22 protein-coding genes are annotated in these 24,729 nt (G+C 33.0%); all 22 read right to left on the reverse strand.

Translation table 11 applies throughout. The annotated features are described in order from the left end of the window. Positions 1–119: 119 nt before the first annotated feature. The 22 genes from EDD66_RS08320 to EDD66_RS08430 all read right to left on the reverse strand — a co-directional run bounded on the left by EDD66_RS08320 (position 120) and on the right by EDD66_RS08430 (position 24,719). Positions 120–1,268, reverse strand: coding sequence for a CDP-glycerol glycerophosphotransferase family protein (locus EDD66_RS08320; RefSeq protein ID WP_123609116.1), 1,149 nt, complete (start codon positions 1,266–1,268; stop codon positions 120–122). Beyond that, entirely contained in the window at positions 1,268–2,527 is a 1,260-nt protein-coding gene (locus EDD66_RS08325) for a CDP-glycerol glycerophosphotransferase family protein (RefSeq protein ID WP_123609117.1), read from the reverse strand. The genes EDD66_RS08320 and EDD66_RS08325 overlap by 1 nt, the downstream gene beginning before the upstream one ends. Positions 2,528–2,561: 34 nt before the next feature. After that, on the reverse strand, positions 2,562–3,368 hold the full coding sequence (locus EDD66_RS08330; RefSeq protein WP_123609118.1) for an HAD-IIA family hydrolase: 807 nt from the start codon (positions 3,366–3,368) through the stop codon (positions 2,562–2,564). Between the two features lie 115 nt (positions 3,369–3,483). Beyond that, positions 3,484–3,879: a glycerol-3-phosphate cytidylyltransferase gene (tagD, locus tag EDD66_RS08335; RefSeq protein WP_123609119.1), complete on the reverse strand. Its 396-nt coding sequence runs from the start codon at positions 3,877–3,879 to the stop codon at positions 3,484–3,486. A 23-nt stretch (positions 3,880–3,902) separates the two neighbouring features. Next, positions 3,903–5,573: a 2-isopropylmalate synthase gene (gene leuA, locus EDD66_RS08340; protein WP_123609120.1), complete on the reverse strand. Its 1,671-nt coding sequence runs from the start codon at positions 5,571–5,573 to the stop codon at positions 3,903–3,905. Between the two features lie 211 nt (positions 5,574–5,784). Further along, a complete protein-coding gene (locus EDD66_RS08345) occupies positions 5,785–7,191 on the reverse strand; it encodes an NAD(P)/FAD-dependent oxidoreductase (protein WP_123609121.1) in 1,407 nt (468 codons plus the stop codon). A 170-nt stretch (positions 7,192–7,361) separates the two neighbouring features. Further along, positions 7,362–7,631, reverse strand: coding sequence for an HPr family phosphocarrier protein (locus tag EDD66_RS08350; RefSeq protein WP_123609122.1), 270 nt, complete (start codon positions 7,629–7,631; stop codon positions 7,362–7,364). A gap of 35 nt (positions 7,632–7,666) precedes the next feature. Beyond that, complete coding sequence (locus tag EDD66_RS08355; protein WP_123609123.1) at positions 7,667–8,935, reverse strand: CdaR family protein; 1,269 nt, start codon at positions 8,933–8,935, stop codon at positions 7,667–7,669. Further along, positions 8,916–9,794, reverse strand: a complete 879-nt coding sequence (cdaA, locus tag EDD66_RS08360; protein ID WP_123609124.1) for a diadenylate cyclase CdaA — start codon at positions 9,792–9,794, stop codon at positions 8,916–8,918. The genes EDD66_RS08355 and cdaA overlap by 20 nt, the downstream gene beginning before the upstream one ends. A 167-nt stretch (positions 9,795–9,961) precedes the next feature. Next, the gene (locus EDD66_RS08365; RefSeq protein ID WP_123609125.1) at positions 9,962–10,960 is read right to left on the reverse strand and encodes a hypothetical protein; all 999 of its coding nucleotides are present in this window, start codon (positions 10,958–10,960) and stop codon (positions 9,962–9,964) included. Between the two features lie 13 nt (positions 10,961–10,973). Continuing rightward, positions 10,974–11,378 carry a hypothetical protein gene (locus EDD66_RS08370; RefSeq protein WP_123609126.1) on the reverse strand — a complete coding sequence of 135 codons (405 nt, stop codon included), beginning with the start codon at positions 11,376–11,378 and terminating at the stop codon, positions 10,974–10,976. A gap of 624 nt (positions 11,379–12,002) precedes the next feature. Next, positions 12,003–12,257 (reverse strand): hypothetical protein, encoded by a 255-nt coding sequence (locus EDD66_RS08375; protein WP_123609127.1) that lies wholly within the window; start codon positions 12,255–12,257, stop codon positions 12,003–12,005. A gap of 478 nt (positions 12,258–12,735) precedes the next feature. Further along, positions 12,736–13,101 carry a hypothetical protein gene (locus EDD66_RS08385; RefSeq protein ID WP_170164297.1) on the reverse strand — a complete coding sequence of 122 codons (366 nt, stop codon included), beginning with the start codon at positions 13,099–13,101 and terminating at the stop codon, positions 12,736–12,738. 307 nt (positions 13,102–13,408) lie between these two features. Next, positions 13,409–14,215, reverse strand: a complete 807-nt coding sequence (locus EDD66_RS08390; RefSeq protein WP_123609129.1) for an acyl-CoA dehydratase activase — start codon at positions 14,213–14,215, stop codon at positions 13,409–13,411. Positions 14,216–14,256: 41 nt separating this feature from the next. Continuing rightward, positions 14,257–15,216, reverse strand: coding sequence for a prenyltransferase/squalene oxidase repeat-containing protein (locus EDD66_RS08395; protein ID WP_123609130.1), 960 nt, complete (start codon positions 15,214–15,216; stop codon positions 14,257–14,259). A gap of 20 nt (positions 15,217–15,236) precedes the next feature. Beyond that, the gene (locus tag EDD66_RS08400) at positions 15,237–16,466 is read right to left on the reverse strand and encodes a methyltransferase domain-containing protein (RefSeq protein ID WP_123609131.1); all 1,230 of its coding nucleotides are present in this window, start codon (positions 16,464–16,466) and stop codon (positions 15,237–15,239) included. 16 nt (positions 16,467–16,482) lie between these two features. Further along, complete coding sequence (locus EDD66_RS08405) at positions 16,483–17,319, reverse strand: hypothetical protein (protein ID WP_123609132.1); 837 nt, start codon at positions 17,317–17,319, stop codon at positions 16,483–16,485. Further along, entirely contained in the window at positions 17,294–18,304 is a 1,011-nt protein-coding gene (locus EDD66_RS08410; RefSeq protein WP_170164298.1) for a peptidase U32 family protein, read from the reverse strand. Before EDD66_RS08410 ends, EDD66_RS08405 begins: the two co-directional genes overlap by 26 nt. Beyond that, a complete protein-coding gene (locus tag EDD66_RS08415; RefSeq protein WP_123609134.1) occupies positions 18,291–18,977 on the reverse strand; it encodes an ABC transporter ATP-binding protein in 687 nt (228 codons plus the stop codon). Before EDD66_RS08415 ends, EDD66_RS08410 begins: the two co-directional genes overlap by 14 nt. A gap of 9 nt (positions 18,978–18,986) precedes the next feature. Beyond that, positions 18,987–22,520 (reverse strand): ABC transporter permease, encoded by a 3,534-nt coding sequence (locus EDD66_RS08420; RefSeq protein WP_123609135.1) that lies wholly within the window; start codon positions 22,518–22,520, stop codon positions 18,987–18,989. After that, entirely contained in the window at positions 22,495–23,784 is a 1,290-nt protein-coding gene (locus tag EDD66_RS08425; protein ID WP_170164299.1) for a B12-binding domain-containing radical SAM protein, read from the reverse strand. Before EDD66_RS08425 ends, EDD66_RS08420 begins: the two co-directional genes overlap by 26 nt. Continuing rightward, the gene (locus EDD66_RS08430) at positions 23,784–24,719 is read right to left on the reverse strand and encodes a UbiA family prenyltransferase (protein ID WP_170164300.1); all 936 of its coding nucleotides are present in this window, start codon (positions 24,717–24,719) and stop codon (positions 23,784–23,786) included. The genes EDD66_RS08425 and EDD66_RS08430 overlap by 1 nt, the downstream gene beginning before the upstream one ends. Positions 24,720–24,729: the final 10 nt, after the last annotated feature.

Raw genomic sequence — 24,729 nt, forward strand, 5'->3', positions numbered from 1 at the left:
TACTAATTTAATAGGGAATTATTGTCAAGCTTTTAGAAAATAACTCCTTACTACCAAAAATGGATTCAAGAAGTTTTTAATTTATACCAAACTTCTTGAATCCATTAAACAGGCAATATTCAAAATTCATTTAAAAATAATTTATCAACCAAACGTTTCGTAGATTGTCCGTCAAGATACTCAAAATTATCTTCTTTAAATTTTGCTATCCGCTCCATATCATAAGTATCTTGATTTATTATATTAATTAAATCATCTGTATTATGTGCAATCGGGCCAGGTACGTATTCTTCATATGGCTCATAAAACCCACGGCCATGATTAGAAAATTCCTCCAGATCATAGGCATAGAATATCATCGGCTTATTTTGCAGGCAATATTCAAAAATAATAGAGGAATAATCAGTAACCAGAATATCCGATGCCCCCATAAGAGCATTTAAGTCAGGGTAATATGAAAAATCATATAATCTTCCATAAAACTTCTCTTTCTCCACTTCACTTAACTGAAATGCATTTGCTACAAATGGATGTAGTTTCAGTATTAGTACCCAGTCTTTAGATATACCCTCTATAAGTTTACCATAGTCTAAATGAACCTTGGGATTCTCTATTTCTGCGTCACGAAAGGTAGGTGCATAAAGGAGAATTTTCTTCCCTTTTAATTCAGGATAATTTTCATAAAAACCAGCTATTTCTTTCTCTAATTTTTTTGTTTGAAAAAGTGTATCAGTTCTTGGAAGCCCTAAAGGGTATACTTTATTTTTTGAAACACCAAACGCTTTACTATACTGATCTATGATTTTGCTGGAGTTAACGATTAAATGGGTTATATTTTGGTTTATTTTATACTCTAATTTTTTTAATCGTCCAGTGTTGGCATCCTGTCCAAATTTCTTGATCGTTCCCGTTCCATGCCACAATTGAATTACTTTAACACCTTTTCGAAATTTTAAGTAAGCAATTGGCAGAAATGCATCATCCAGTAAAACATAATTCGATGTAGCCAAATGATAGGATTTTGTGATAAAAAAAGGAATAAAATTTTTAATCATTCCTTTCCCCTTTATTCCATTTACCTCTCTTTTTGTAATATAAGTGAATTCATATTCATCAGAGATTTTCCGTAGATATTGAATCACCATACCTACATTACTATCCCTGCTGCTATCATGATGCATAATACAGCATACTTTTTTGTCTTTTGCCCTGCATATTAAAAAGATATGATAAAAGAAGGAAAATATAAGATACCCTATGATTTTCATTATAAATTTATTCTCCCTTCCTTATCTGATTCATCTGCTAAATTTTTTATTCTCTCAATTACTCTATCGTTTTCTAAATCTTTCACTAAATATTCAATTAGATTTGCTACCTTTTGAGATGCTTTCCCATCATCAAGATGGTTGTATTTCTTAGTAAAGTAATAATACTTTTCCTCATATTCAGAAGGATCATAATTTAAAATATCCCTTATTAGATCTTTTGTAGTCAATGAAATTGGTCCTGGGACTTCACTGATAAAATCAAAATAGAATCCCCTCAGATTATTCTTATAGTTGTCCAGATCATAGGCATAGAAAAACATTGGTCTTCTCAATAAACTATAGTCAAACATAACGGAAGAATAATCAGTGATAAGAAGATCTGATACCAGATATAAATCAGATATATCATAGCTTGAGTCAAAAGCATAGATAAAACCTCCGTATCCATTCCAATCTATATTGTCCATGATAAGATAATGGTATTTTACAATCATTACATAATCATCTGCTAATTGCTCTCTGGCCATATCAAAATCTAATTTGGGACTAAATTTATATTTTCCATTTCCATAAAACTCATTATCGCGCCAGGTCGGTGCATAGAGAATAATCCTTTTGTCAGACGGAAGTCCAAACTTTTCCTTCAATGATACAATATATTCTTCCTCATTATTGTTCACCAATGTATCATTTCTGGGATAACCAATCTCAAGCATAGTCTTTTCAAAGCCAAATGCTCTTCGAAATATATTGGTAGAAAAATTATTTTGGGATACAAGATAATCCCAGGTCTGGGCATTTTCATAAAATAGCTTCTTATAATTATCTATGGTAGTCTCTCCCGACATAACAACATCATCCATATCAAGAGCCAATTTCTTTAACGGAGTTCCATGCCATGTTTGTATGTAATGCACTCCTTTTCTTTTGATAATATATCTTGGAAATCTTGAATCACTGATCCAGATTTTTGCGGTTGCCATGATATAAAAATATTTTAACCTGGCTCTTTTTACCTTCCTAATATTCCCCGTTAATTGCATATTGGTATCTTCCAATATATAGTAGCAATGATATTTTTTATCAAGTCCAAGTTTTATCATCTCTTCAAAAATAGCTTTTGGATTACCGGAATAATTCCGTCCTACATTGCTTTCAAAAACTATAACATCTTTTTTAATTTTGCATACTTTTGTGCATAGATAATAAAAACTTATAAGTATCCCTTTTGCAATTTTCACCAATATATCTTTCATTATATTTCCTCTTTCACTCCACGATGATATTAACTTATCTTATCATTTCATATATATCTTTAATTGTATTACAATAATATGTTGGCTTAAATGGAGTTTCTTTTAAATCTTTCATTTTGGCTTCCCCCGTAAAGACAACAGCCGTATCCACATTGGCATTTATACCACAGGCTATATCTGTATATAGTCTATCTCCAATCACAAGAGTTTCTTCCGGTTTAAAACCGGTACTGTCAAGTGCCATATTAACGATAAGTGGATTCGGTTTTCCAATATAAACAGGCTCTCTTTTCACTGCTTTTTCAATCATATCACAGATTGCTCCACAGTCTGGAACAAAACCAAAACTGGTAGGACATACTAAATCCGGGTTTGTCCCGATATAATCTATATTCCTTGTGAGTAATAACTCACAGATATTTTCTATTTTTTTGTAATTTAATTCATTATCAAATCCAACAACTGCTGCTGCAATTCCTTCTTCTATTTTCTCTGTTACTTTAAGACCAAACCCTTTTAATTCTTTTACAAATGAATTTGTTCCTAATACAAATAATAACTGTTCATCATATTTTTCTTTCAGATAAAGTGCTGTTGCATAGGAAGATGTTAAAAAACTGGTTTCATCTACCGGAATATTAAATTTCTCAAATTTCGTTATATAATCCTGAATGCTTTTCGTAGAATTATTGGTAATAAAAATATACTTTCCTCCTATCTCCAGAACACGATTCATAAACTCCAGTGTTCCATCAATAAGAGTACTGTCAAATGCAATGGTACCATCAATATCAAGTAAAAACAATTTTTTATTTTTTATTTCTTTCGTTATTTCTTTCATAGCAACCTCTTATTGTATTCATAATCCCAATCATTAAATGGGACTGTCGCAAAACGTTGTTTTGTAACAGCCCCCTTCTATTGTTTATTATGACAATACTTATTTATTATAATTTTTATTTTGCGCCTAAGTTAAGATCACTTTTAATCTTAGTTGTAGAAATTCCATCTGTTCTTGGAAGGTAAATAACTTCACAATAATCTTTTAAAAAGTCAAACTGACCTTCCCAATCATCTCCCATTACAAACACATCAATATTATTATCTACAACGTCCTTTATCTTTTGTTCCCATGTATATTCAGGAATAACCTCATCAACATACTTAATGGATTCTAATATAATCTTTCTATCTTCATAGGAATGATATGCAGTTTTATGTTTCAATGCATTAAATTCATCAGAAGATAATACCACTAATAGGTAATCTCCAAGTTCTCTTGCTCTTCTTAAAAGATTAATATGACCTACATGAAGTAAATCGTATGTTCCATAGGTTATTACTTTTTTCATATCATGTTCCTTCTCTCTTTTACTTATTCTTCATTCAAGCGATTAAGCGCACTAAAGATGGCTCTTATAGAAGCTCTGGTAATATTTGAACTTACACCAACACCAAAAGTCGCCTTACCTGTAGTAAGATCTAAAATATGAATATATGCTGCCGCCTTTGCATCAGAGCCTTCACCAAGTGCATGCTCTGAATAATCAAGAATTTTAGTATTAATACCAAGTTCTTTCAAAAGTGCATTCTTTACAGAGTCAATTGGACCATTACCTGTTGCTTCAGCTATTATTTCCTTACCATGATCCGTAAATACAACCTTGGCAAGAGTATCATAATCTCCTTCACAATCTGACATATCTTCTATTCTACACTTTCTAAAATGCAATGGCTCTTTTTTCTCTAAGTATTGCTCACTAAACTGCTGCATAATCACTTCTGGTGCTACTTCCCCTTGTTTCTCTGCAATCTTTTGAATCACATCTGCAAACTCTTTATGCATTCCTTTTGGTAATTTATATCCAAAGTAAGTATCCATAACAAAAGCAACCCCACCTTTACCAGACTGACTGTTAATGCGAACGATTGGTTCGTATACTCTGCCTAAATCAGATGGATCAATTGGAAGGTATGGCACTTCCCATATAGTACTTTTTCTGTCGTTCATCGCCTTGATACCTTTATTAATAGCATCCTGATGAGATCCGGAAAATGCAGTAAATACAAGTTTACCTGCATATGGGTGCCTGATATGAACAGGAATTTTATTGCAGCGTTCATATACATCTATAATTTCATTTACATTCTCTATTTCAAGTTCAGGATTTATACCCTGAGAAAACATATTATAAGCAACATTTAAGATATCAACATTACCTGTTCGTTCACCATTTCCGAATAAAGTCCCTTCTACCCTGTCACATCCTGCCAGTATGGCAAGCTCTGTAGCCGCAACTGCAGTCCCTCTGTCATTATGGGGATGAATGCTTAGGATAATTGATTCTCTATTCTTAAAATGCTTATTCATCCATTCAATCTGGTCAGCATATACATTTGGTGTTGTCATCTCAACCGTTGCCGGCAAATTAAGAATTACTTTATTCTCTTTTGATGCCCCCCAAGTATCTAATACGGCTTCGCAAACTTCAAGTGCATAATCAAGTTCTGTACCCGTAAAACTTTCTGGAGAATATTCAAGAATAATTTTTCCTGGGAAATCTTTGGCATAATGTTTGACCAATTTTGTTCCTTCAATGGCAATCTCTTTGATTTCATCCTTACTCATACTAAATACAACATCTCTTTGCAATACAGATGTTGAATTATAAATATGAACAATCGCAGTTTTAACACCTTCCAATGCCTCAAAAGTTCTTTGAATAAGATGTTCTCTGCATTGTACTAAAACCTGAATCACAACATCATCAGGAATCAGTTTTCGATCCACCAATTGTCTTAAAAAATCAAATTCTATCTGTGAAGCTGATGGAAAACCAATTTCAATTTCTTTAAATCCTAACTTCACCAATAAATTAAAAAATTCTATCTTTTCTTCAACGACCATTGGTTCAATTAGTGCCTGATTACCATCTCTAAGATCTACACTGCACCAGACAGGTGCTTTTCTAATCTCATTATTAGCCCATTCTCTATTAGGCATTGAAACAACCGGTACTCTTTTATAGCGCTTATATTTATTCATAATAAAATCCTCCTAATTTACAATATTATTTACAAATTACTTTTTTATCAAGTTATTGTAAGCTTCGGAGTCGGTATATCACACTATATTTTTTGATTATAAATAATTTTGCCTTGTCTACTCTAGTCCCATCCAAATCATTCCTTTATTTGTTTATTGTGACTAATTATAACACCCGATTGTTTTTTTATCAAGTGAAACTTAATTCAGATTATTTCTTATCCAATTCCCTTCCCATTAGAACTCCCATTACAGATGCCATCATAAGACCTCTTGTCCATCCGCTGGAATCACCTAAGCAGTATAAATTCTTAATATTTGTATTAAATTTTTCATCCATTTTTATGCGGTTACTATAAAATTTAATCTCCGGGGAATAAAGCAGGGTTTCTGTACTTGCAAAACCAGGCACTACGGTATCAACAGCTTTAATAAAATTGATAATGTTCACCATGGTTCGGTATGGCATTGCAGATGTGATATCTCCTGCAATGGCATCTGGCAATGTAGGTTTGACATTTGAACGGTCTAACTCTTTTTGCCATGTTCTCTTTCCATCAAGTATATCTCCAAAACGTTGAACAAGAATTTGACCATTTCCTAACATATTAACCAATTCGCCTACTTTCTTAGCATATTCAATAGGTTGGTTAAATGGTTCACTAAAATTATGAGAGCACAGAATTGCTAAATTTGTATTTTGAGATTTTAATTTCTTATAGGAATGACCATTTACTACTGCTAAATTATTGTCGTAATTCTCCTGGCTTACAAATCCACCAGGATTTTGACAGAATGTTCTTACTTTATTTTTAAATGGAAGTGGATAACCAATTAATTTAGATTCATACAGTACATTATTAACATCTTCCATTATTTCATTTCTAACTTCTACTCTAACGCCAATATCCACAGTTCCTGATTGATGTTCAATATTATGAACTTCACACATCTTCTCAAGCCAGTCTGCCCCTTTACGTCCTGTGGCAACAACAATATTATCACTGTAAAGGGTTTGTACTTCCTCTTCCTTTCTTGCATCAGCTACTAGAACACCCGTACAGGTACCATTATCGACAATAATATCTTTACAGACTTGTCCAAAATGAATTTCTACTCCATTCTCTACAAGATAATCTTCAATTTTGTTATATATGACCTGTGCTGACTCTGTTCCCAAATGTCTGATCGGACAATCTACCAGCTTTAAACCAGATTGAATTGCTCTTTTGCGGATATCCTTCACTTTCTCACCATTATCCACACCTTCTATCTTAGTATCGGCTCCAAAGTCAAGATAGATTTGGTCTGTGTAATTAATCATTTCCTGAGCAAAATCAGATCCAATGAGATTTGGTAAATCTCCCCCAACTTCGTAACTTAAGGATAATTTACCATCGGAAAAAGCTCCGGCACCTGAAAATCCTGTTGTAATATGACAATATGGTTTGCAATTTACACATTTTTTGGTTTTAACTTTTGGGCAATTTCTCTTTTCAATGGATACCCCTTTTTCAACAATTGCAATTTTCTTCTCTGTTCCACTCTTTATCATTTCAAGAGCTGTAAAGATTCCTGCTGGTCCTGCTCCCACAATAATTACATCAAATTTATTCATAGATTTCCTCCTATAACTATCCTGAGATAGTTTCGTTTCTTAATTGATAATTTAAATATTGGTTTTCCTGCAATATGGTTTTGATGCAAAATCAGATAATTTGCACCAAAACCATATGTTCTAAACTGTATTATTAATTTGTAAGTTATAAGTGATCTTCAAAGATGATTTTATATTTCTTCTCCAAGTCCATTCTCAATAAGATTCTTAATGGCTGCTAAAGCTTTCTCTTCATCTTCTCCTTCACAAATCAATTCTATTTCACTATCAGATTTTACACAAGCTCCCAATACACTTAATACACTTTTGGCATTTGCGATACTGTGCTGATATTTAAACGATATCTTAGACTTGAATTTTAGTGCTTCCTCACATAAGACACCTGCAGGTCTTAGGTGTAATCCGGATGGATTTTTCACCATGACTTTAGCGCTAACCATTATAAAACCTCCTATAAATCCCCATTGATTATTTTTCAATCATCATTATTAATCTCTTCATTTACTTCAACATTCTCTAAAGTCATCTCATTTGCACTCTTTAAAGATATACTCAGTGTGGGAACCTCTAATAACTGTATTCCATCCAATGTTTCCACATGTAACTCTACCTCATGAATATCAAAATCTAAACCGTTTAAATCGATATACGGATTCAGAGAATTAATTGTCACATTCTTTAAATCTTTGGCCAATCCTGTTACTTTAATAACTAAGTCCTGATCATCATTAAAATTAAAAGTAGCTCCTGGTGGTAAATTTTTTATCTCTATATCATTTGTATTAAATGATATATTCTTTTCCTGGAGCTTCTCAATTGTCACTTTGATCATAATTGACTTACTGTCTTCTGCTAATATAGTACCCTCTGGAATATACTGTGTTAAATCTATTTCTTCTTCAATATTAACAAACGCATTTTCTATATCTACTTCAATAGGAATAGAATTTATATTTTTTAGTAAGCCGGATGCTCCTGCAATTGTGATTTCTTTTGGCTCATACTCAATATCTACAAGGCGGTATCCAGACAAGGCTGTTCCTTTTGATTTAATATCAAGATTAATGGTTTTTGTTTTTAATACAGAAGCAGATAATTGTATATTTTTATTACTAAACGTTAATTTACTGGAATCTATACTTCTTCCGTCTGCATCATATGCTTTGGGTTCTCCTTTTGCAGTAAAATCTTCTGAAGCATTGGATACATCAATATCTACTCTTATCTGGTCAATACGTGCAATCTGTGATTTTGCACCACTTACCTGTATTATATTAGGTTTTGCCTTAATGGTCCCTATAAGATAGCCTTCTTCCTCTGTTCCCTTTGGTACGATTGTTATCTTAAACTGTTTTGTATCTATATCTTCTAAAGCAACTTTTAAAGTTGATACTTTTCCCAGGGTCAGCTGCTCAACAGGTTTTGAACAGGTAACTGTGATAGGAACTGCATTGGTATACGACAGGTTGGACAAGTCAGCTACTGCCTTTATGTCACTTACCCGAATGGTATCCAAAACACTTCTCTTTGCTTTCACTGTTACATCTACGGTATTGCCTTCCAAAACTTCATAAACTTTATCCAACGATTTTATGGCTTCTTCATGTTGAATTTCAACGACGATATCACGAAACGGCCTGGTAGTAACCGGATCATCAATATTAACAATTACAATCCATAATAAAGTAGCAAGAATGAGCGATAGGATTTTCATACCTAAGTTTTTAGTCAGCTTTTTTTTCATTCCCTCGTCTTCCTTTCCACAATTTAATTCCTTTGACTTCTGTGGTCTTCTTTTTCATATCCTGCAATTTTGTTTTTAAATAATCTCCATCTATATTTCTTATTAATCTTCCACTTTCCGCCACAGAAACTTTTCCTGTCTCTTCAGAAACAATAATTGTAACTGCATCTGTTTCTTCACTGATACCAATACCCGCACGATGTCTCGTACCAAGATCTTTACTCAGCTGCATGTTATCAGATAAAGGTAAATAGCAGGTTGCAGCTGCAATCCGGTTTTCACGAAGAATAACTGCACCATCATGAAGCGGGGTATTATGCTCAAATATATTAATTAATAATTGACTGCTGATAATTGAGTCAATTTGTATTCCTGTTCTCTCATACTCTGACAATATTATATTTCGTTCAATCACTATAAGTGCTCCCGTCTTAGTTTTTGCTAATTCGAAAGTAGCACGAACGATTTCAGAAATAATCTTATCAGAAAATTTTTCATTTTTATCTTTAGAATCTTCAAACTGGATGATTGAAGATACAAGATTTTTTCTTCCTAATTGCTCTAATGCTTTACGAAGTTCGGGTTGAAATACGATAACAACTGCAACAATACTTACACTAATAGTATTCTTAAAAATCCACAGGATAACATTAAGATGAAGAATAGATGCAATCAAGCTGAAGATAAGCAAAACAATAATACCTTTAACGATTACCCACGCTTTTGTATTCTTAACCCATAAAATAATATGATATAATGCAAAAGCAATTATTAAGATTTCAAATATATCCGTCTTTGTAAACTGAGGCAAAGACATCCATATAAGGTAATTATCTATAAAATTTTTTATTGCATCCATATTTTGTCCTCCAAGTCAGGCAAAATCAAGCTAAATTGATTTCATTTGGCGCAAACTTCTAACGCAAGAACAATTTCCTTTCACATTTGAAGCTCCCAGCCAGCTCTTCTATAAAATAATTGATTTACAGATACTATTATATGATAAATAATATAATAGTTTATCTATTATTTAGTATCTTCATCTGATCCTTTATCATCTCTGATCAAATCCATAAGATGATGTGCACCATCGGAACCTTTTCTTGAATTAATTCTCTTTACATTGATCTCTGGCGCTGTAATATTAATTTTAGGAACCGCCTTTACATAATAATAATAATCGTCATCTTCAAATTGCACATTTTCAACCCTTGTATAATCCAAATTCAAACGAAAGAATTGTATTATATATACTAATCCAGATGATATAATGGTTCCGATTATCATAATAATAATTTGACCCGAAACATCAATACTTAAATCCACTATTAAAAATGCTAAAATATTAATGACTGCTCCGGTTAATATTGCAAAATCAAAAGCATGATCTATTTTTTGTCTTCTAATTAAATACGTTATTATTATTACTACTGCAAAAATTATAATTGTAAATAATAATTCTTTATTACCTAAAATCATATCCATAACATATTTATAGTACTGTAAAGTGTCTTCAATACTTGTTTCACTTGGAATTCCAGCTACGGTCTTTATTATCTTAAACAAATAGTAAACTATAACTCCGCATGCCATGGGAACGATCGATACAGGTGTACTTATTAATCCTAATAAAATTGGTATTACATATGGTATTTTTAATATATATAAGATTGGAATAGCCAGCACTATATAGCTTAAATTTGCTGTAAAACGCAGTAATAAAAAATATAAAATAAACATTATAACTATAGTCATAACAGCCAACACCCTGGATACAAAGTATATGTGCCCTATGGATAAAGCTGCTGCCAGTAAAATCAATATTGAAATAGGTGTGAATGCGCATAGTAAAGATAAGAGAAGTACTACGAAAATTTTGCTAAGTCTCACGTCATATCCTAATGTACTGTTAATCATACTAAAAACTATAACAGCTAAAATAAATTTTGAAACTGGCTCTATGATATGACCGTATTTCTGATATATAGCTTTAACTTTCTCTTTTAATACCAATAAATCCATCATCTTCTACCCCTCCTTACCTTATGTCACTTTTTTCTGTTTTATATATTTCATTCAATTCTTTTAAATCTTTATTATATTTCACTAAATGCTTCCTTGTATTTTTATATTTTATGGTAGTAATGATAATTGTTAAAATCACATAGACAATTACTGCTGCTAAATACAAAACAAGCAAATAAATCCCCATCTGTTTATAATTAATCACTGTTGCATTCGTAATAAAATATTCTACATTATAAAGACCTACCAACGCAAATAGAAACAGAAAGCCTACCGTAATCGAAACAATAGTTTTAAGTATATTATATCGTATATAATCACCTTTATAAAAATGGCTTATTTTAATATCATTTTTACCATTTCCCTGTTCATATAAAGCCAACTTGGTCATGATCTTTATTTTATTATTATTAAGCATTTTCCACCTCGATAGCAAGATAACTTTCTTCGAATTTATTGTCCTGCGAGTAATTTCGCCCTTACCAATTCTATTTCATTGATACAATAAATTCTTCGAATTTATTGTCCCGTGAGTAATTTCGCCCTTACCAATTCTATTATATTGATACAATAAATTCTTTGAATTTATTGTCCCATGAGCAATTTTACCCTTGCAAGCAAGTAAAATTGCTTACACGAACATTATAACATAAAGAAAAAGCAATTTCGAGCACTATTTTGTTATTGCCTCTTGATATGCATAAACTATTTTATCTATTAACCAACTACTTATACAAAAATAGACTTAAACTCTATAAGATCATACCCTAAAGATACTACAAAATGACATAAAATAAACCTCGAATCCAATTAGTCTATAATTAAATGCGAGGCAAATCTTTTTAACTGTTTATCAAATACTGTTTATAACTATTATATTTTCATATTTATTTGCTCCTATGTTGAAAGCTTTCTAGTACGACATCTCTTTATCCAACTTTTTAGTACTTACTTCATCCCATATTTATTGATAATCAATCACTATTAGTATTTACCCACACAATAGACAAATGGATATTCTATGTATATTAATACAACTTAATTAGTAATAAATAAAGGGTAATTTCTTTTGTTCTTCTGAAGGTGTAATACCAATACTTATTATTTTAATTTTGATAATACTATCATTTAAATAATTACTATTGACCCATTCAATAAAAGTATCTAAATTTACCATACAATCATGGAGCATAGCCCATTTATCAAATTCTGATTGATATTGTACTAAATTATCTATAATATGATCTGGACATTCAATCAAATCGCAATGATAAGTATTTTTCACTAATACTTGCATAAAACTCGTCTCCTTTACTAACTGTACAGCATTGCAATATAATTATTACATATTAACATGAAATTTTACAGTATGAAATTTACAATGTAACTGTTTTTTAGCTTGAATTAATATAATAATGTATTTTTTTGCTTACGTCTGTTTAGCATTTCCTTTTAACATAGATAGCAATGATAAAAATGAATTCCCCTGGTAAATTTTAATTCCATTATTGTTCAAAATTATGATTCTATTATTTCTATATTTAAAATCATTTTTTATAATGTATTTTAGGGCTACTTCCTGAGACATAAACATTTTCATACATCGCAGGGTAATCAAAACTATTAAATTTATTATTATAACTAACATAAACTTCTATATCATCATGTTGTTTTATCCACAATTCCAAATCTTTATGCACACGCTGTAAATACCATCCTATGATACAAATTTTTAATTCCAAAATCAAAATGAAGGCAATCATTAATCCGCTTTGTTAACACAAATATTTTCTTTTTATCAATTTTATTCTGATTAAAAAGTCCAAGATAATATTCTTTATTTTGAAGCCTATGCTCTTCTTATACTTTTTCATTACAATTTTCATATTTTTTAGTAGTTCATCCGAATGTGATTTTTTTAAAATTGTAGAACTTGATTTTGTTTCCAATACTATTGCAGGTTCAGTTTTATCATCAGGAAGATACCATCCATCTGGTTTATCTATCACTCCTTTAAATCCAAGCTGATTAAAAGTTGTAATCTGTCCCACTCCACTTTTTGCATGTTCACAATTCTCTAATCCTAGTATTTTTCCAGCAATATCTCTAACTTCATCTTCCGTTAGTATCTTCATAGCCATATCCGGCTTTCACCATCCTCATATTTACTGTAATTAAAATTATGAGAGATGATATTTTAACATACCATCTCTCACTTTAAGCGTATCCTCTTTATTTGGCCGTAAATCGGTCATATATATTGTAACCAATACACTCCAAAGTGCCTCATTTTACTAGCTTTATTTCTCCAACGACTTCATCGTAGGAAAATGAACTTTGGAATTACTTGACACCTGACCAATGCAATTTATTTTTGTGAGCTTTATGCCGCATGTGTGGAATATTTCAAAGGGTAAATTATTCCCGCATAAATAACCCAAATGTATATCACTTTGTCTCACTTCCAATGAATCCCCCCTTTTTCTCATATTCTTCTATGGCAATAAGAGCAGCACCAAGCGCACCGACTATTTGAGGTTCTGGAGGCACATAGATCTTTTGGCCAATATATTTTTCTAATTTACAAACCAAACCTGTATTTTGGGCTACTCCACCAGTCATTACAACAAGAGGATCTATCTTTGCTTTTTCTAACAGGGCAACTGTTCTGCAGCATACAGAATCATGAATCCCATCAATAATGTCTTCGATCGTATTTTCCTCAGCTATTTTAGATATAACTTCTGACTCTGCAAATACTGTACAAACACTGCTTAGCTTAATCTCTTTAGTAGCATGTGCTGACAGTTTCCCCATCTGGTCAACACGAACATTCAGAATTCTTGCCATGGCCTCAAGAAACCTTCCGGTACCAGCAGCACACTTTTCATTCATTATGAAGTCTTCAGCTCTCCCATGTTCATTTACTTTTATTACCTTGCTGTCCTGACCACCAATATCTAGAACTGTTCGTACTTGTGGATAGAAGTATATTGCACCTTTGGCATGACAAGATATTTCCGTGACATCTTTAGCGGTTTCATTCACATTTTTCCTTCCATATCCTGTACTCACAATATACGTTATATCAGACTCTAAAAGATTGTTCTTTTCACATAGTGAGCTTATTGCTTTTTGGGCGGATTCTTTATGATTCGGACTTGTTGGAATTACCTCATAACAGATTATTTCTTTTTCGCTATTAATAAAAACAACATTGGTAGAACTGGAGCCAATATCAATTCCTGCAAACATATACTCCTCCCTCCTTAAATATACAATCTACAAAATCATATTTAGATATTTACTTCTAATCTGGCTATAGCCAAGGTTAATGTCGGCGATGACATCTTTTTCTGTCCGAAATCCCAGCCTTTATAACTTGTGTATTGTGATTCTGGAATAAAAGAGCCATCTTCGTTTTGTTTTTCCAATATTATGGATAGCATTTCATTGTAAGCCGCCTGTTGCCTTGCATACTCAAATTTACTTAATACTTGAACAACATGAATAATATCAAACCAGTGATTAGGGTATTTTAATTTTTTAAAATCAGTTCCCATGCCAAACATATATATCTTTCGTTCTCTTGTATTTATCCAATGATTACAAATTGAATCAATAGCATTTTTCACAAATTCTTTATTGTGATATTCTGGTAACAACGAGAAAACTTGTAATGACCATAGTGATCCCACCGGGCAATAATCTGTTTTTCTTCCCGGACCATGGAATTTATTAACAGATCCTGTACATCTCCATCCATTATCCTCTGCTTTTGAAATTAAAAATTGTATCCCTTTCTTTACCCGTTCATCCTCTTTATATCCTAATGCTATTAAAAAATGGATTAGTAGGGGAAAATCACACATTAACCAGTCCATATGTGGCTCTTTTGCACCTCCATACGCTTCTGGAACATGTAATAGGGATAGGAACACACCCTCTTCATTTTGGTTTTCAAAGATTTTATTTGCCAGGTCCTGCATCACCTTATCTGAACGATCTAATCCCATTTCCAGTAAAAGATATGCTTTGTGAATAGGATGATTTACGTCATTATGTCTGACCAATGGTGGCTCTGGCCACTGTTCAACAATTTCTACGGTCTTTTTTACTTCATCACATTCTAGTAACCGCTTTTTCTTTTCTATTGCAACATTCTCATCCTGTTCAAGAAATTTACTAATACCATATTCTACCCAGGGTTCATTCTGTCTCTTTAAATACTCCATACAATCATACTTTAATTTCATAGCCAACTCCTCCAAAAATTTTATTTGTGAGCCTCAAGAATATAATAAGTCTTTTTCTTCTCTACCAACTCGAAAGAAAAACCTTTCTTCTCAAATAACGCTTTTACTTCCTGTACATTCAAATAATGATCATCAAAGATAGATTCCATGATACTGATTCGCCCCATAGATTTCAATATTCTTACCATTTCATTGATACTTTCATCCATCTTAACAATCTCGCCAAGAACTAGGTTAATGCAGATCAGATCAACAGAATTATCTGATAAATCAATCCTACTACTATCTCCCTTTAGATATCTGATGTTATTCAAATTCTTCTTTTCAGCTCTATTTTGAGTTATCTGCAGCATTTTTTCTCTGATATCCATAGCAATCACAGTTCCATTAATATTCTCTGCCAAAGGTAAAGAATAATATCCTGGACCACAGCCCAAATCCAAGATCACAGGATTTTCAATTTCCTTATCTATATTTAAATTATCAATATACTTTTTGGTTGAAAATAATATATATCGTAAGGGCTGCAGTAATACATACGGTGGAGCCGTTGATGGTATCATTTTAACTTTACCTACATCTGACTTTATTTTTCCCACAATGATAAAGTTTATAATAACAGTGACAACAACGACAACTCCAAGAAATAGGTAATCATACCTTAAAAAAGGCATTAAAATGGCGATTAAAAACGCGAATACAATTCCGCCGAAGATTGGTCCAGCATCCCTCTGCAGCCCGCGTTTCCAATTGGCTTTGCCCTGAACTGGAATATCAAGAACCTTTCCACGATATGGTAATAGCCTCGGTACCCTTTTTTTATATGTATCGTAAAATTCATTACATATATTCATCAAGTATTTCTCTTCTACATAGATTTGATGCAAATGTACTGCTATAGTAGGTAAAACAGCGATAAGTACAACCTGCCACGAACCAAAAATCAAACTAAACCCAAGAGTAAGGATAATTGCACTAAAATACATTGGGTTTCTGCAATATCGGTAAGGCCCATTTGTAATAATACCATTTGTTGCTATAGGCTCAACAGAATTAATATTTTCCCAGTTATACATAGCTGTCCATATCCTTAAAATTATACCGATAAACATGACAACTGTACCTGTTCCGAGCATTGGCTTACTAAACCTTTTGTTCTCATCTAAAACAAAATACAAAAGTCCTATAGCCACCGGAATAACACCCATTAATACCCGATATTTATATAATAGAAGATGTATTCTTTTCATTAATTTTCCTCCAGAATTACTTGATGTATTCTTTTATCCAACTATGACTATTAATTAGACTAAAATTCTCATTATTTAATTCTTGAATATCTTTCTCCTTAAAGGGTATTGCTGCTAATAATGCATTTCCATCCATAAATAGTTCTTCTGTTACTTCGTGATACAAATGGTATTTCTTATTCTTACAAATTAGTCCACAGCCAGTACCCTCTTCGCAAATGATCCTTTTCGTATAACATTTTCTAGTCAATGCGACCATTACATTGCTTTTATGGATATAAATGTACATTCCCTCTTTTTGTAATTTTCTGATTAGTGGAAATGTCTCTGGGATATAATCGAATTCAACTCCATAAATATCATTACTTTTTAAAAATTTTAGAGTTAATTTGTAATTCAAATTTGATAAATGAAATAATTTCTTATCTGCAAAATTTGAAATCATATTATCCTTCCCCATGACTGAAGGCATGGCAGGCCTGGCTCTCATTGGTACTGAGATGGTCTGTCGGCCTAATATTACCCTTAAATTCTTTAAAGATAATGATTTTTTGATTTGGCTGATACCAAAATCATTTGCAATGATATAAACTGGCAAATCATATGTATTTATCTTACATAACTGCTCCTTTACCAAATTTATTTCATAATCATTCAAGCGCGGATATATGAAAGATAATCTTTTTCTATACTTTTGAGTTAAGTTTATAGCTTCATCCAACTGATCATCCGATAAGCACTTTTTGAAACAAAATTCATCCCCAAATCGAAGTTCAGAAGTTTCTTGTGGAATTTGAAAGCTCTCAATATCCTTTAGATCATAACAATCAATACACTGTACTAACTGATTCATCTATACCCTCTCTTTCATAAAAACATTTCTTTAACCGACAGACTCCATGAAGTTCTGGAGTAGTACGCTTTAGATTTTCTAAATACTTCTCATAGCCTTTTATATCATCGCTTTCCAAAAGCTTAATTAATGCCGCATACTCCCCTGGAACCCGCTCCTGATATTCTATTGGCTGGCATCTCCCTTCTATCTTTAAGACAGAAACATTCGTTTTTAAAAGATCAGGCAGATAACATACTGAACAGAATGGAAAGCTATTCAAACAGTTGAGATTCATTTTTTCACCACTTTTCCAATCCTCCATTTGAAAAGTAAACATACAAGGATTACGAATACCAATTGAAACAAATGATTTGTCGCTATCTAATTTCCATAGCGGATCATCCGGGAATTCAACACTTTGCTTTTTATAGGAATGGGATAAATAGCAATTCCCATTAACATTAGAGCACCCCTGACCGTGAATAAACGCCTCTATCTCTATATTGTATGGATTATTTACCAAGCTGGATAATTCTTTTAATGTAGTATCCGGTGGAGCAACGACTCTTGCTACATTGAACTGTGAATAAAAGCTCATAGCCTCCTGATTTCTCACTGTAGCAAAACTTCCTATATGTATTGGAGTTTTCACTTTCATCTGTTCTAATAATAAAATCAAACCTAAATCAGCTACTATAAAACTATCTACCTCTGACTTTACTGCCTGCCTTATATGCGGTTTTGCCAAAATCTCAAGAATGTCAGCCATAAATGGTAGATTAAGTACAAAGTTTACCTTGCGATTTCTGGCATGGGCATACTCTGTAACCTTTGTTAATTCAGCAAAGTCTATCAGGCTTCCATAGCTTGGCCTGCCATTAAAAGTAACATGCTTAATTCCTTTTAAACGCACACCACAATAAATTTCATTTGCTCCCGCACCGATTGCCTTCCTAGCTGCCTCGAATGAGCTTACCGGGGCATTAATACTAACAGGTTTCATCTGATACCACACTCCCATCTTCAATTTTAATAATCCTACTTGCTTTTTTTACAAGATTCATATTATGTGTAATGTAAATGACAGTCTTACCATCTTCCTCATGAATCTGTTGTAAGGTATCAAATACAAACTCTGACATCTTGCTATCTAAACTCCCAGTTGGTTCATCCGCCAAAATAATATCAGGCTCATTAACCAAAGCCCTGATAATCGCTACTCTTTGCTGCTCTCCCCCTGATAACTTGCCGGGGTATTTATTTAACTGATTTTTCAATCCATACTTATGAAACAATTGAATCACGTTCTCTTTTTTAGGTAAATCAATTCCTGATTCACTTACAAGAAGAGGCAGCAATGCATTATCTAAGGCAGATAAGGTAGGTATTAAGCGAAACTGTTGAAATATAAATCCTATCACTTCATTACGAAGTTTTGACTTTTCGTTATAATCCATACTCAAAACATTCTTGTCCTTAATTTTCAATTGCCCAAAGGTAGGCGTATCTAAGGTTCCCAACATGTTAAATAAAGTTGTTTTACCCGCTCCACTGGGCCCAACAATAGCAATTAATTCGCCTTTCTCTATTTCTAATGATACATCCCGGACACCAAAAAATTCAGTTTCTGAATTTTGGTTATAAATTTTTGATATATTTCGTGCTTTAATGATCATCTATCCACCTCATCTTAATGCCTCAATTGGTTCTTTTTTCAGTGCTTTTTTTATTGGTATTACTCCAAAGAATAATACAATTGCAATCCCTAAGAAAAGAGATAGACTAAATATAAAAGCAAAATTAGGTACCGTTAATATTTGTGCAATATACTGTGTAATCAATACCACCAATAAGCCTCCGACAAAGCCTGCAATCCCCCCAATAATGCCAAGGAATGTCAGTTCTAATATTAGAGTTTTCATAATTGTTTTATATGGAGCTCCTACCGCCATCATAATTCCTATTTCCTGACGTCGCTCCGTTATATTTACAATGACCATATTCATTATACCGATTCCGCTTACCAGTAGGCAGAAGACTCCTATGAATGATATAATTAAATCAAATTGATAGAGTATTTCTGAAACTGTGCTTTGCAGCTTTTCAGTATATACAGTGCTAAAAATTCTATTTGGATACTTGTCTTCCAAAATATTGTTGATTTTTTCATCCGTTGCTTTTGTTTTATTTTTATCTATTACCTTCACTTCGATTACATCGTAATAATCTTTACTCACAAATTTATTGACCATCTCCAGTGGAAGGTAAATCACAATATTTGGTGTCACAATGGATTCTATCCTTCCTGACAGCCCATCTGTCTCTTTAAAAACTCCTTTTGTATTGACTTCGAGGTTACCAATTTTCAACTTATCGCCGACTTCTATAGTCTCGGAAAAAGCCTTTGTACTTATATCATAGCCAACATTTGCTGTCAGGCCGTCTCCCTTTTCCAGAACACTTCCTTTGTCAATTTTTAAAGGTGTCATCTGATGGAATGTGTCAAGGTCCACAAACTGAATAAAGCAATTTGTACTCTCGCCCTTAAAAGTAACTGTCGTCTCATAATTTATAACCGGGCAGACACTCTTAACATTTTCGATTTTTTTAAGTTCATCCACCACATCATCATCCAGACGCAAGGATGCTGATTTTTCAAATGTTTGCGTTGGCGGAGAAACGCTGATATCTACCTTTTCTGGTAGTACAATAATTCTACCAGCTCCAAAGCTTTCAAAGTCCTTTCTTAACTTTTGGTCAAACGCTTGTCCTAATGATATGGAACCGGCCGTGGCAGAGATTCCGATCACAATCCCTATAAAAGTCAGAATTGTACGGCTTCTGTTTCTTCCTAAATTCTTAAAAGTAAATTTAATCAATTGCTTATTCGTATTTTTGAATATTATAAACAAACACACACACAACAGTACTATAATAACAATAATAATGATTGTTGAAGCGGAAATATCAACATTTCTTTCCTTGGTCAAAGTAACTTGATAACTATCACTTATTTCTCTCTTTTCTCCTCTTGCTGTATATGTGGATACAATCTTTAAATTTTTCTGATTTTCTTTTTCACTGGAGAAAGAAAGGCTTTTAGATATTCTTTCTTCCCCTTTTAGAGTCTCAAAATCATAAGCCACTAAAATATCATTATTACTTTCATCATAGACAGTTACAATTACATCCTCTAATTCATCTTTGCTATTATTATATAAACCTAATAAAAATTTATTTTTCCCGGTTTCTTCAAAACTGAAATTTAGAACACCTTTTTTTATAGAGCTAATTGCATCTTCAGCAACATCTTCATAGGAGAATTTATCTATCATTAAATTAGTTTCCTGATCCGTTCTAAGCTCTCCATTTTCGGCAGGTGTATTAATAGCAATTCCCTTAATTTTTGCGTAATCTGAAAGAGCTGCTAATGAAAAATAATGTGGGTAATAAGGATTCTTATATGGATTTAGACCAAGTACGGTATAATATGGATGTTCCCAGCCTCCATACTCCTCCTGATTTTCAATTAGATACTTTATCCCCTCTTCAATTTCGTTCATGTATTTATCTGAATCTACTTTCATTAATGCCATAATCGCCCATGCAGTCTGTTCTGGAGTACTAGGTCCCATCTTAGTAAAAGTAATTCCATTCTTCTCACTCCACCAAGCAAAATGTTCTCCCCATCCACCATCATTATTCTGCTGAGCAATAATCCAATCTACCGCCTTTACAACGAATTCATCGGTCATATCATATCCTATGTCCGATAGACCTTGCAAGATGCAGGAAGTACCATACAAGTAGCACAGTCCCCATCTCCCATACCAGGCTCCCTGATCATTTTGATCCTTCTTAATATATTCGATGCAATTTTGTACAACCTGATCATCTACAGTGTAACCACATGAGGCCAACGCAGTCAGTACATGTCCTGTAACATCGGCTACACTTGGATCCTCTGTTGATTCTGGTGGGGCTTTATAATCCTTATCACCGTTAAACCGCTCAAAGGTTCCCCATCCTCCATCATCGTTCTGCATATATAGAAGCCATTCTTTCCCTTTTTCTATGGCCATTCTTTTCTTATATTCAGTAGAATATGAGGTAAAATGCAAATCATTTAATGCAGTGATGGCTAATGCGGTATCATCGTTATCAGGATAGAGTATATTATATTCATTGTATGACCAGCCACCCGAAGGAACATTTGACCAATTGTAGCCTCCTCCTTGAGTCTGAGCATTCATAATCCAGGTTGCTGCTTTTAGCAGGCTCTCAGCCGAAGAATCTATATTTGATTTTCGTAAAGCACTAATGGCAAACGATGTATCCCAGACACTTAATACAAATCTTTTTTGATACCCATCGGGATCCCTGTTACTGTTAATCCACTTCATGCCTTTACTAATTCGTGGTGCATGTTTTACGCTGTCTATTTCATACAATGCAATCATATTAAGGCAGGTACCCAAAAGAGTATACCAACACCCATCTTCCAATTGGTGCGATACCATCCATTGCTCGGCTAAATTTAACTCTTGTGCCTTGATATGTAGATTTTCTCTTTTTTTATATTCTTTGATTACACTCATGGCAATTCCAGCCTCTCGTCCCCATGCCATACTGGAATATGTACTATGCTCATCGGTGTTATCTAAGTACAATATTGACAGGTCTGGAAAAAATATTTCTGAATTCGGACTTTCCCAAGGTTCTTCGTAAAGGTCAAAAAGTGAATAGAATGTTTTACAGAAGATATCTGAGTTTTTTATACCTCCATTATTTTCAACAAAGACAGCACTTTTTTTTAGCTCTTCACACCCTTCATCTACACCATTTACAATCAGCGCTAATCTAACTATAGCAGTTATAGAAATATCTGACTTTCCGCCTTCATCAAAAAAACCCCAGCCTCCATCTTTATTAATATGCTCCAAAAGCCATTTTGCTGATGTTTGCAAATCATTTTCCATATCTTCTATCTGCAAATACTTAGCAGTTACCATAAAATATGCGGTTTCTCTTGGATTAATCCTAATTCCCGCCTGCCATAATCCCCGATCAGTCTGAAGAGACATCAAATAATTTGCAGCCTTTACAATAGAGTCTTCTATCTGTTCCTCTGTAACAGGAGCTGCATTCGCAGTTACAGGATTGACAAGTAATACTACAAAGATAATAATAAGACTAAATGAAATTACTTTTTTGAACAATCTTCTTCAACTCCTTTACTACATTTATCTGTGAAAGATTTAAAATAATATTCAAGGAACTAGGATTCGCTAAAATACGCAACACAATATTCTTCCATGAATAATATTTCTTCATCGCATAATATTGCCCCTGTTGTAATTCCATAGGTTTCATATTATGAGGTGTGAAAACTACATGTGCAGCGTCGTAGTTCTTCCATTGATAGTCGAAAATCCTGTTTTCCAGACGATACTGATCATAAAGAGGAGTTCCTGGATATGGAACCAATATGCCAAAGTTAGCTACATCTAATTTTGCTTTTCTTGCAAATTCAAGCGTTCTATCAAATATTTCGGTATTATCATTTTCAAAACCAAAAATAAATGCACCATGGACTATGATTTTCTTTTTTCTAATCTTCTTAATTTGCTCAATAAAGGAAGATGTCTTGTTGACATTTTTACGATTGGAAATCAAGTTATTATCATCAATGGATTCAAATCCAATGAACAGTCCTACACAACCACTTTTTTTTGCCAAATCCAGTAATTCATCATCATTAGCAATGCTAATGGAACATTGACTAAACCATTTTATTTTTAGGGGAATAAGTGTCTTAAAAAATTCTTTTGCAAATTCTCTATTTCCCACAATGTTATCATCAACAAAAACAATTACCGGCATTCCACCTTTCGGAAAACTTTTGATCTCCTCAATTATTTTGGCAATTTCTCTTGTCCTGTAGGTAGGTCCATATATTTTCTTGACCAAACAAAATTCGCATGAATTTGGGCATCCTCTGCTCATCAATACTGTTTTTGTTACCAAATAACCCCTTTTACTAAAAATTTCTCTTGAAATTCGTGGGATTATCAAGGGATTCATTTCTATCTCTGCTTTATAAACTGATTTATAACTTCCTTTTTCAAAATCTTCAAGAAACTCACCCCAGGTTACTTCGCTTTCACCAATGAAAATAACATCTGCATAAGTAAGGCACTCTCCAGGCATAACCGTTGGATGCATACCTCCCATTACTATTAAAGCACCGGTTTTTTTATATTGTTTTGCTATTTCAAATGCTGCCTGTGCAGCTGGGGTGGATACTGTAATTGCAACAATATCCCATCCATCTAAAATATCAACTGATTCAATATTACCATCAATAAACTTTATTTCATAATGGTTAGGTGTTAAGCCAGCTAATATGCCAATCCCAAGCGGTGGAGCCAAATACTTGCTTGCCAGTTTCCCTATTGGTGGTGCAATAAACAATAATTTCATTATTTTACCCATCTCTCAAATATCAATAATAACGTGGCTAATCCAGTCCCCATAAGCCATACTGGAGTATAAATACTTTTCTTTAGTTTCATTAACTTTTTTTCATCTTTCAATAATGTTGGTTCTGACATTCTATAAATTAGAATAAAATCAAAGATTACAAAAGCATAAAATATCAATGCAGTAATGAAAAATATCATTTTAAAAGAAGAATTTTGCGATATGTAAAAAAACCAGTAAAACAACATCGCCATATTTGAGACAATTCCTATTATGGTAGCAATCATAATTGTTTTTCGGCGGCCAAAGGTAACACATGGATTCATTACATTTGCCTCCTTATCCTCTTCATAATCACTTATCTCGTCCATAAAGAACATTGGAACCATCTGAATACCGAAAATTATAATAGTGATTACAGACAGTTCATGAAAGCTACCCGATATTAATAAATAAGAAAATAACATCGGAATTAAATATAAAACTAATGCCAACGTAATCGGATTCATTACTGTCCGGGACTTGAAATTAAATGGTTTCATTGAATAAGCACACGCAAAGAACAAACCTACCAACCACAAAATTACCAGCATTGGCTGCTTACGAATTACCGACATTCCTATAGTTAGTACTGAAACAATCAACGCCTCTATAATGATCATCCACTTTACTTTTTTTACACCAAAGTAATCGATTGTGTCCGATATATATGATTTAAATTTTTTGTCCGCATTATAATCACTTATATTATTAATTTGTGCACCTATAAAATGTGCCCCATACCATATCAATAAACTCATAATGACATTGAACACATACTGTGAAGAAAATGGAATAAATAGTAATGCTAATAATGCTGGAATTCCCGTTTCATTAATTGCGGATGGCATGTACTCCCATCTAACTAAAACAAAAAAGCTTTTGATTGTTTTCATCTCTCTCCTC

The sequence above is a fragment of the Mobilisporobacter senegalensis genome (genome assembly GCF_003752155.1).
In the GTDB taxonomy this organism is placed as follows: Bacteria; Bacillota; Clostridia; order Lachnospirales; family Lachnospiraceae; genus Mobilisporobacter; species Mobilisporobacter senegalensis.